Source organism: Microbacterium sp. B35-30 (assembly GCF_010634855.1).
In the GTDB taxonomy this organism is placed as follows: Bacteria; Actinomycetota; Actinomycetes; order Actinomycetales; family Microbacteriaceae; genus Microbacterium.
Genome location: NZ_MWLQ01000003.1, coordinates 160,932 through 170,721 on the forward strand (window position 1 = coordinate 160,932; position 9,790 = coordinate 170,721).

The window sequence follows — 9,790 nt, forward strand, 5'->3', positions numbered from 1 at the left end:
GACCACGAGCAATGTCTCGGGCGCGCATTTTCGCAGCACGACCGGGGATTCGATCAGCGGCACCGGACCGGGGGGTCACGTGTTCTCGAAAGCGCGGTCACGCATCGCAGCTGCCATCGCGGTTCTGGCGGTCGCCACGGCGACGCTGGTGGCACCGGCGGCTGCGGCCGCGCCCATCCTGCCCGATCCGGAGCCCACCGCCATCACGGCGGCGGCGACGCTCGACAAGACCGCCTCGGTGACCGAGGTCGGGCCGGGCGAGACGTTCACCTACACGCTGACTGTCGGCTGCTCGGCCATCACCGACCTCGGCTGTCGTGGCGCCGTGGTCAACGACGTCGTGCCCGCACCGTTCGTCGTGGTCGATGCCGTCGTGGGCGCGGGCGACAACACCGCGGCAGAGCCCGCCATCGACGGCAACTCGGTCACCGTCACGTGGGCGACACCCCTCGGCGACGGCACGGTCGGCATCCTCGACTCCACGACCGGCATCATCGAGATCACCGCGCAGCTGCCGGCGGACGCATCCGCCGACGTCGACGGCGTGCCCGTCGTCAACGATGCCACGATCGAGGGCGTCAACTTCGTGGATCAGGATGCCGAGGTCGAGGTGACTCCGGTCATTCCGCTGGAGCTCGCCACGACGGCCAGCAAGTCGTTCGCCCCCACCGAGGCGATCGCGACGCCCGGAACGCCGGTGTCGGCGGCGCTCGGCGCCACGAACACGTCGAACGCCACCGTGGACTCGCTGTCGATCCAGGATCCCGTCGATCCGGATGCCGTCCCCAACCCCTTCGACTCGCTCGCCTTCGCCGGGTTCGGCACGGTGACGCCGCCGTCCGGTGCCGACCCGGCACTCACCACCTACGAGGTGTACGTCGGCGGCGCGTGGATCCCCGCACCCGGCGGGACCCTGCCCGCCGACATCACGCCCGACGAGGTGAAGGGCACCCGCGTCACCTTCAACGGAGCCATCCCCGAGGGCGCCACCGGGTCTGTCCCCCTGAACCTGACGGTGACGGATGCCGCGGCAGCCGAGCCTGACGGCACCACGGTCGCCAACGGCGTGGTATCAACCGTCGCTGTCGGCGACCAGACCGCGACCGCAACGGCGGGTGCGGACTTCACCCTGCGCCAGAACGCCGTGGCCGTCGGGGCGAGCAAGTCGTTCGATCCCACCCTCGTCGTCGCCGGGGAGTCCACCGCGGTGACCATCGGCGGACGCAACACCTCCGCGATTCCCATCGACACGCTCACGATCACCGAGCCCGAGGCCGGCTCCTTCCCGGCGGCGTACGCGTTCGGCGGGTTCACCGGTCCGGTGGACTGGCCGGCGGGTGCGACCTCCGGCGAAGTCGTCTACACGCTCGAGGGCGGCGGGACCGAGACGGTCGCATTCGCGGACGGCACGACGCCGGCGCTTCCCGCCGGCGTCGATGCCGCCGACGTCGCGTCGTTGCAGCTCGTCTTCACCGGAGAGATCGTCCCGGGCGGCGAGACCTCGGTCCCGTTCACCGTCGACACCGACCCCGACCTGGGAGGGCTTCCGCTCACGGTGACGAATGTCGTCGGTGTCGCCGGAGAGAACGACGGAGCGACAGCCGCCGCCGAGGCGCCCGCCGACCTCTACATCTACGACGAGGTGATCGAGCCCTACATCTCGAAGCAGATCCGCCCGACGCCGATCCTCGCCGTACCCGGCGAGGTCGTGACGGTCACTCTCAACGGCGGGCTCACCGAGCGGCCCTCTCCGCCCGACGACCCCACAGGCACCACCGGACGCGCTCAGCAGGTCGTGATCCAGGATCCCGAGGACCCGGTCGAGGGAGACCCCTGGTGGAATGCGTTCGACCTCACCGCGATCACGCAGACCGCGGTGCCCGGGGACTCCACGCTGACCGTCGAGTACTACGACACGACGACCGGGACGTGGGAGATCCTCGCGGGACCGATCGACGGCCCCACCATCTACTCGGAGCAGGTGCCTGCCGACATCAGCGAGGTCGCCGGCGGAGTGCGGTTCGTCTACGACTACACCGGTGACGCGGGCGGGTTCGCCCCCGGCACGGACTTCTCACCCAACTTCACGTCGTCCCTGCGGGCGGACGGACGCTACGAAGCGGGTCCGCCGTACGACGACGAGACGAACACGCTCATCCCCAACTGCGCGCAGACCTCCGCCTCGAGCGCCAACCCCGCAGTGCCGGACGGCCAGGCGGTCCTTCCGCCCGACGACTGCCCCGTGCTCGAGCTGATCCCGCCGGACCCGGGCAACGCCGACCTCATCGACAAGTCGTTCGGCACCTCGAGCTCGGGCGGCATCAAGTCGGTCATCGCTCGTTCGGGCGACACGATCCCGTCGACGCTGACCTGGTCGACCGGCGGCTACTCGAACCTCGAGCATGTCGACATCATGGATTCAGCCGATCCGCCGCGCACGCTCGTGGTCGACAGTGTGTACGACGCATTCGACCTCGTCCGCGTCCAGCCGATCACTCCCGCCACCGATCCGCTCATCGCATACGACGCCGTGCGCAGCGTCGAGTTGTGGACCGGGACGACATGGGTGGATGCCGCGAACGACCCCTGCCCCAGCGCCTGCGTCGGACAGTTCCCAGGCGTGACTCTGACGGCGGCCGAGAGGGCGGCAGCCATCGGGGTTCGACTGATCTTCGAGGAGAGCCCCGACCGAGCCGCGGCATCCGTCGGCGACCCGACCGCGCCACCGGTCGGGTCGGGAGTCGCCCGGAGTTTCACGAACGATCGCCCTGTCACCCTCACCTGGCAGGTCCGCGACACTCGACGGTCGGATGGAACACCGGTTCTCGGTGACGAGCTGTACAACATGCCGACTCCAGGTGTTGTCCGCAACACTGCGAGCGCTACGGGCTATCCGTTCGACAGCGGTTCCCTCACCGCCAGCGACGAAGACGACGTCGTCATCGTCGATGTGCCGCTGACGACGACCACCGACAAGAACTGGGCGGGTGGACCGATCGCGGCGCCGACCGACCCCACCATCCCGGCCAGTCAGTTCCCGCTCAGCCGGGTCACCGTGACGACACGCAACACGACTCCCGCCAAGGTCGACATGCTGCAGATCACCGACCTGGCGCCCGGCACGCCGACGCCGCCCCAGACGAATCCGTTCGAGGCATTCACGCTCAACAGCTTCGCGCGCATCGACGTGCCGACAGGTGCGACCGCCACACTCGTCACCCTGTCGTGCTTCGACGGAGCACCGGTCGAGCTCACCCGTGACGAGGCGCTCGCACTGACCCCGGCGACCGTGCCGTGCGAGGTGTCGGGGGTCCAGGTGACGTACACCGGGCGCATCGCGTCCAATGCCGCCGGCGTCGTCGCGTTCGATCTCCGGCTGCGGCCGTATTGGCGCGGCACCACGGAGCGGGTCTCGCCGGCGAACTCGCCGATCGCGAACACCGCCGAGGGTGTCGTCGCGGACGTCGATCCATTCACGACCTGCCCGCCCCCCGAGGGAGCGCGCTGGGCCTGCGACGACGGCGCGGCATCCATCGCGATCGAGGAACCCACGTTCTCGGTGAGGGCAGGCAAGACGATCGCGCCCCCGCAGCAGAAAGAGGACGACTTCTCACCGGTCACGGTGACGCTCTCGGGCCAGCCCGCCGGCTCGACGCGCGCCTACACGATGACGATGAACGACGACGATCCGACCTTCTGGAACGCCATGGACTTCGTCGGCCCCGATCCCGGGTGGCAGCTTCCGCCGCCCGTCGCGAAGGTCCAGGTCTGCTACCTCGACGGCGGCGACTTCACCGACGCGAACGTGATCGCCGGAGACGTCGGCGGAACCTGGACGTGCATGCCGCGTCTGGGGGATCTCTCGGTCGCGGCGGCCAAGACGTTCCTCGAGAACGCGCCGAGCACGCTGCACGGCCTGAGCTTCCAGTTCTGGTCCGCCGCCGAGCTCGGGTGGCTGAACCCTGTCAACCCGATCATCAACGTCCCGTTCTTCGTCGAGCGGCGAGCCGACCTGCGCACCGGTGAGCCGACGCCCACGACCCGCAGCGACCAGATTCCGGCGCCCGGCGAGGAGGATGCCGGCGTCTTCGTCGACACGATCACCGTCTCGGGCCTGTCCGCGTTCATCGCGCCCGGTGTGCGGCTCGACGACGAACAGACGGCCGAGGCCGAGTACCGGAACGTCCACCTCCAGGCATCGGTCAGCGTGGCGAAGTCGCCGACCGGCGATGTGCGGCCCGGCGTCGAGATCCCGTTCACCCTCGCGTACACGAACACCGGCGAGCGGGCGCTGACAGACGTCGTCTTCACCGATGATCTGCCACTCACGGCCACGGGTGAGCCGCAGCTCATCTTCGACCCGGACCGCGACCCGAGCGTGCCACCGTGGTCGTTCGCGCTCACCGGCGCCGCACCCACTCCGCCGAACGGAGATCCCCTGCCTGTCGACCCCGAAGAGGTCGACGTGCAGGAACTTGGTACGAGCATCGTCTTCACGATGCCGGAGGGGTCCGTGCTCGAGCCGGGGCAGACTTACACGATCACCTTGCGCATGATGCTGCGGCCGGGGCTCACGCCGAACGATTCCGTCACCAACACCGCGACGATCGACATCGCCGAGCCGCTCGACGAGTGCGTGCCCAGCTATGACCCTGCCACCGGACTCTGCGCCGACACCGCCACGGTGCGCCCACTCGCGGTTCCGGCGCTCAGCACGGTGAAGTACGTGCGCGCCGACAGCCCTCCGAACCTTCCCGGCATCCCGAACGTCCGCAGTGACGACACCAACTTCGAGTGCGATGGCATGGCCACTGTCGACGGCTTCTATCGGTACCCGTGCGTCCCGATGACGCTGCCGGGAGACACCGAGTCCTGGCGGCTGCGCATCACCAACGCCGGCACGGTGCCGATCACCCAGCTCGTGTCGATCGACAACCTTCCGACGCCGGGCGACCAGGGACTCATCGTCACGATCCCGCGCGGCAGCCAGTGGGAGCCGACCTATGTGGGCAACCCGTTGCTGCTCGTCGGGCCGACGACACCCTCCAACGCGCAGATCACCCTGTACTACTCGACGTCCTCGACGCCGTGCACCGCCGATCTCAATCCTCTCGGCACGCCCTGCGCGCCGGGGGCGTGGCTGCCGCTCGACGACACCGTCGATCCGGCGATCGTGCGGAGCCTGAAGATCACCGTGGGCTTCCCCGGCGAGGAGAAGTTCGAGCCCGGCGACTCGCTGACGCTGCAGTTCCAGACCCGCACGACACCGAACGCGGTCGTCGACGCGGACCAGCCGACCGCCTACAACACCATCGCGACCGGTGGCGCCGCCCTCAGCGGCCAGACGAGCGTGCTGGTGCCGGCAACCGAGGGCCGTCGCGTCGGCGTCGCATATCCCACGGGATCGATCGCGCTGGAGAAGATCGTGTCGGGTCCGGCATCCGACTTCGCACCGGACTCGTTCCCGGTGCAGCTCACATGCACCATCGACGGCGTGCCCGTCGAAGGGCTGGCCGAGGTCGACTTGGTGCCCGGGGCGGAGCCCGTCGTCTTCGACGGGCTGCCTCTCGGAGCGGAGTGCACGGCGACCGAGGGGCAGTGGGGCCAGACCGAGCAGGACATCGGCACCGCAACGGTCGCCCTCGACACCGAAGAGATCGGCCTCGTGACCGTTGAGAACGTGTACGACGTCGCCAGTCTGGTCGTCCGCAAGGCGGTCGACACGGACGCCGTCGACAGCGGTGGCGATCCGGTGCCCTACGGACCCTTCGCCTTCGAGGCGACGTGTGAACTGAATGGCCAGCCGGCATACGCCGACGGGTACGGGCCGGATGACCCGATGATGGCCGAGCTCACCCCCCAGCAGTCGTGGGCGTTGGGCGGGCTTCCCGTGAACGCTACGTGCACCATCGAAGAGACGGACGACCTGGATGCCGCGGGCACCACGATGCGGGTGACCGTCGGCGGCGAGCCCGCAGAGCCCGTCGAGGGCACGTCGGTCGATGTCGTGATCCAGCAGGACACCGCCGTCGAGGTTCTTGCGACGAACTTCTTCGGTGTCGGCTCGTTCCACGTCGTGAAGGAGCGTGTCGGCGATGCGGCAGACGACTTCGGCGCCGGCCCGTTCGAGTTCGCCGTCGTCTGCACGCTCGACACGGGCAGCGGCAGTCGCATCGTCTGGGCGGGCTTCCTCACCCTCGATGAGGGCAACGGCTACGAGGGCCGGGTCGACGACGTCGCCGCAGGCGCGGACTGCTCCATCCGCGAGAGTGACGACGCGGGCGCCACATCCGTCGAGATCACGCCGTCGGCGTTCACCGTCGTCTCGGGAGAGACCGTGGAGATCGCGGCCGTCAACACGTTCGGTGCCGGCGCGCTGACGGTCACGAAGGTGATCGACGGCGACGGAGCGGAGCTGTGGGGCGCGGGACCCTTCACCGTCGTGCTGGACTGCCTCGACGAGTCGGGCGAACCCGTCGCCATCCCGGGCGGCGCCGAGCAGACGCTCAACGAGGAGAACGACTACGCGTACACCTATGAACCGCTGCTGGTCGGTCTCGAGTGCACGCTGACCGAGACCGACGCCGGCGGTGCCCACGCGTCGACGATCACGGATGCCGAGGGCGAGCCCGTCGAGACGATCGAGATCGTCGAGGCCGACACCGAGGTCACCGTCACGAACACGTTCGACGTCGGGCAGATCGAGGTCGTCAAGACCGTTTCGGGCGGTGACGCCGCCCTCCACCGGGGCGACACGTTCGAAGTCACCGCCACGTGCGTGTGGAACGGCGCCGACATCCAGGTGCCCGGTGGCGCGCTGCGGGAGCTCACTACGGCGGGCCCTGTCGTCTACGAGGATCTGCCGGTGGGTGCGGAGTGCGCGGTGCTCGAGACCGGGAACGGCGGAGCGGATGCCGTCACCTACACACCCGCGGATCCGGATGCCGCGAACCAGGCCCGAGTCACCGTCGGCGCTGACGAAGTGGCATCCCTCGCCATCGACAACCGGTTCGACACCGCGCTGCCGGCGACGGGAGCGGACGGGGCTCGTATGGCGGGTCTCGGTGCGATCGGCATCCTGGCGATCCTCGCGGGCGCGCTCGCGACGGTGGTGGTGCGCCGCCGCAACCGCACGGTGTGACGTCGATGGGCGGGGGCATCATGCCCCCGCCCACATGTTCGGCGGCTGTTGCCGCGGCTCCGCCGCTCGTTCAGGCCGGCAGAGCTCCGCGGGTCGCCGGTGCGCCGTGGCGCGTCACCCGCCGCTCACGGTAGCGGCCGATCACGATGATCGCGGTGCCGATCGCCAGGAAGCCCGCCAGGATCGCGCCGATGTAGAGCAGTGCCGACGGGTATCCGCCCGCACCGTGCGGGTCGAGGAACGGGTACGGGTACCACCACGCCGTGGTCCCGTCGGGATTGCCGACGCGCTCGCCGCGGACCATCGTGTACGCCGTCCACCCGAGCGGGTAGCCCACCAGCACGGCGAGCGACCACCACGGCAGTCCGCGCCGGTGCGGTGCCAGCAGCAGGTCGAGCACGAAGTAGATCGGCAGCACGACGTGCAGCACCTCAGCGGCGTAGCTGTCGAGCATCCCTATGCCGACCGAGTCGCCGAGGGCGACCGGAGCCGGCAGGCCTCGCAGCAGCGCGTTGTAGACGAGGCCGAGCAGCAGCACCGGCCCCGTGACGGCGGCCAGGGCGAGCGCGATGCCGAGCGGCTCGCGCTCCGTGCCCGTGTGCCGCATCCCCCATGATGCGGCGACGAGCAGCGTGAGGACAGCGAGCAGAGTCGACACGATCGTGAACAGACTGAAATAGTTCGCGAGCACCTCGTCGAGTCCGTGCCCCTGACGCGCCGCGCGATCCACGTTGACGATGAATCCGGCGACGACCCCGGAGAACCCGGTGATCGCCGCGACGATTCGAAACCATGACCAATGCATGTTCCCCCCTTTCTCGACACCACGCGGATGCGTGTCGTCTTCCCCGAGCACAGATGTACTCCTGCCGATACCGTCGCGGCGGAAACATGTGTGCCGGCAGGGGAGGGAAAGCCCCTGCAAACTCGGGCTCGTTGTGCGGAATCTACAACGCGTCCACCGTTCGGGGGACAGAACTCACAAACGGCCGTTCGTGGCCATTTCGCGTCAGTCCGACAGGGCGGAGGAGGGGACCCATGCCGCCGCCGGCGCTGCGGCCGGGGCATCCGTGTCCGTCGTGCCGGACCGGCGACCCCACCACAGGACGAAGGCTCCCACGGCGACGATCGCGACCGCGATGCCGATGACGTAGACGAGCACAGAGGGCCACCCGCCCGGGTTGTTCGGGTTCAGGAAGGGGTACGGATACCAGAAGGGATCGCCCGACACCGGGTTGGTGATGAGGGGTCCGCGGATCATCGTGTAGGCGACCCAGAGGATCGGGAAGGCGACCACCGCCCACAGGCTCCGCCAGGGCAGCGCGCGGCGCAGGGGGCCGACGAAGACGTCCGCCAGGAGGAACAGCGGGCCGATGAGATGCAGCACCTCGTTCGACCACGGGATGGGTTCGCTTCCCTGCGGCAGTGTGATGCCGCGCAGCAAGGCGTTGTAGACGATGCCGGTGATGATCATGTAGGTGCTCACACAGGCGAGCGCGAGGGCCAGAACGGGGGGTTCCGCGACCGCCCTGCGTCCGCGGGTGAAGTACCAGACCGCCGCCCAGATCAGCACGATCGCCGCCAGGGCGTTCGAGAGGATCGTGAAGAAGCTGAAGAAGTTGACGACCGTCGTGGTGACGTCGCGGCCGAGCTCGGTCGCGGTGCCGATCGACTTCGCCATCTGCGTCGTGATGGCCGTGACGGTGACAGCTGCCATCGCCAGTCGCAGCACCGTCCACACCGTCGCCCATGCCCGAGAACGCGTCATGGCCACACCATAGCGATCCGCGTGTGTGGTGTCGCGGCGCGGTGCGACCCGGCGTGGCGCGGGACTCGTCGCCGCGTGCTGCGACCCGTGCGCCAGAGGCTGATCAGCTGCCGAAGCGATCAACCTGCATCCGCAGGGCGGCGGTGGCGGCATCCTCATCCCAGATGCGCGGCTGAGCGCCCTCGAGCACGCGGGCGAGGGGCACCCAGCCGACCCAGCGCAGGGGCTCCCAGCCCGGCGCGGGTGGCAGCGCCTCGAGGTCGCGGTAGTCGTCGACGCGCACTCGATCCCAGGCGTGGACCACGCGGTGGTCGCCGAGACTCAGGCCGACGTGGCCCCAGTCGCGGCGATCACCGAAGAGCTCGCCGACGCCCTCGTAGAACACCAGTGCGTGGGTAGGGGGCGCACCGGTGTTCAGCGACGCGCCGTACAGCTGCGCCGATTCGGCCGCATAGTCGCCGCCGAAGATCTCGAGGTCGTTCGAGTGCTCGATCGCGTCCTCGACGAACGCGAGGCAACGGGTCGCGTACGCGGTCGAGCCCGCGTGCGCGAGAGCCCAGGTCACGGCGTTCGCGCCGCACGTATTCCCATCGAAGCTCATCGACAGCAGGTTAGCGACACACGGACCGTCTCTGCGCTCCGCCGGCATCGGACACAGGAGGTCGCGCCGTCGGATTCGCGAGGAAGCCGCGCGAATGTCGCACCGTCGGACGTGTCGTGCGGTGAGATGCACGTGTCGTGCGATCAGAAGGACGTGTCGTGCGGTGAGATGCACGTGTCGTGCGGTCAGAAGGGGGCGCCGACGCTTTCGGTGGAGCGGAACACGGGAACTGCGCGCTCCGGCTCGACGAGGTAGCGACGACCGGAGGGTGATGTCCAGA

The 9,790-nt window shown here is 69.2% G+C and carries 4 protein-coding genes; 1 reads left to right on the forward strand and 3 read right to left on the reverse strand.

From position 1 onward, the window contains the following. Nucleotides 1–79: 79 nt before the first annotated feature. Nucleotides 80–7,141, forward strand: coding sequence for a DUF5979 domain-containing protein (locus tag B2K11_RS02135; protein ID WP_163616363.1), 7,062 nt, complete (start codon nt 80–82; stop codon nt 7,139–7,141). Between the two features lie 70 nt (nt 7,142–7,211). Here B2K11_RS02135 and B2K11_RS02140 read toward each other — a convergent pair whose 3' ends face one another. From B2K11_RS02140 to B2K11_RS02150, 3 genes are all read right to left on the reverse strand, one after another. After that, entirely contained in the window at nt 7,212–7,946 is a 735-nt protein-coding gene (locus tag B2K11_RS02140; RefSeq protein WP_163616366.1) for a Pr6Pr family membrane protein, read from the reverse strand. Nucleotides 7,947–8,150: 204 nt separating this feature from the next. Further along, a complete protein-coding gene (locus B2K11_RS02145) occupies nt 8,151–8,909 on the reverse strand; it encodes a Pr6Pr family membrane protein (protein WP_239525601.1) in 759 nt (252 codons plus the stop codon). Between the two features lie 103 nt (nt 8,910–9,012). Continuing rightward, on the reverse strand, nt 9,013–9,510 hold the full coding sequence (locus tag B2K11_RS02150; RefSeq protein WP_163616368.1) for a hypothetical protein: 498 nt from the start codon (nt 9,508–9,510) through the stop codon (nt 9,013–9,015). Nucleotides 9,511–9,790: the final 280 nt, after the last annotated feature.

Bases quoted from the DNA above. Each gene is read 5' to 3' on its own strand.
- B2K11_RS02140 (WP_163616366.1), bottom strand. From the start codon at position 7,946: ATGCATTGGTCATGGTTTCGAATCGTCGCGGCGATCACCGGGTTCTCC.
- B2K11_RS02150 (WP_163616368.1), bottom strand. From the start codon at position 9,510: ATGAGCTTCGATGGGAATACGTGCGGCGCGAACGCCGTGACCTGGGCT.
- B2K11_RS02145 (WP_239525601.1), bottom strand. From the start codon at position 8,909: ATGACGCGTTCTCGGGCATGGGCGACGGTGTGGACGGTGCTGCGACTG.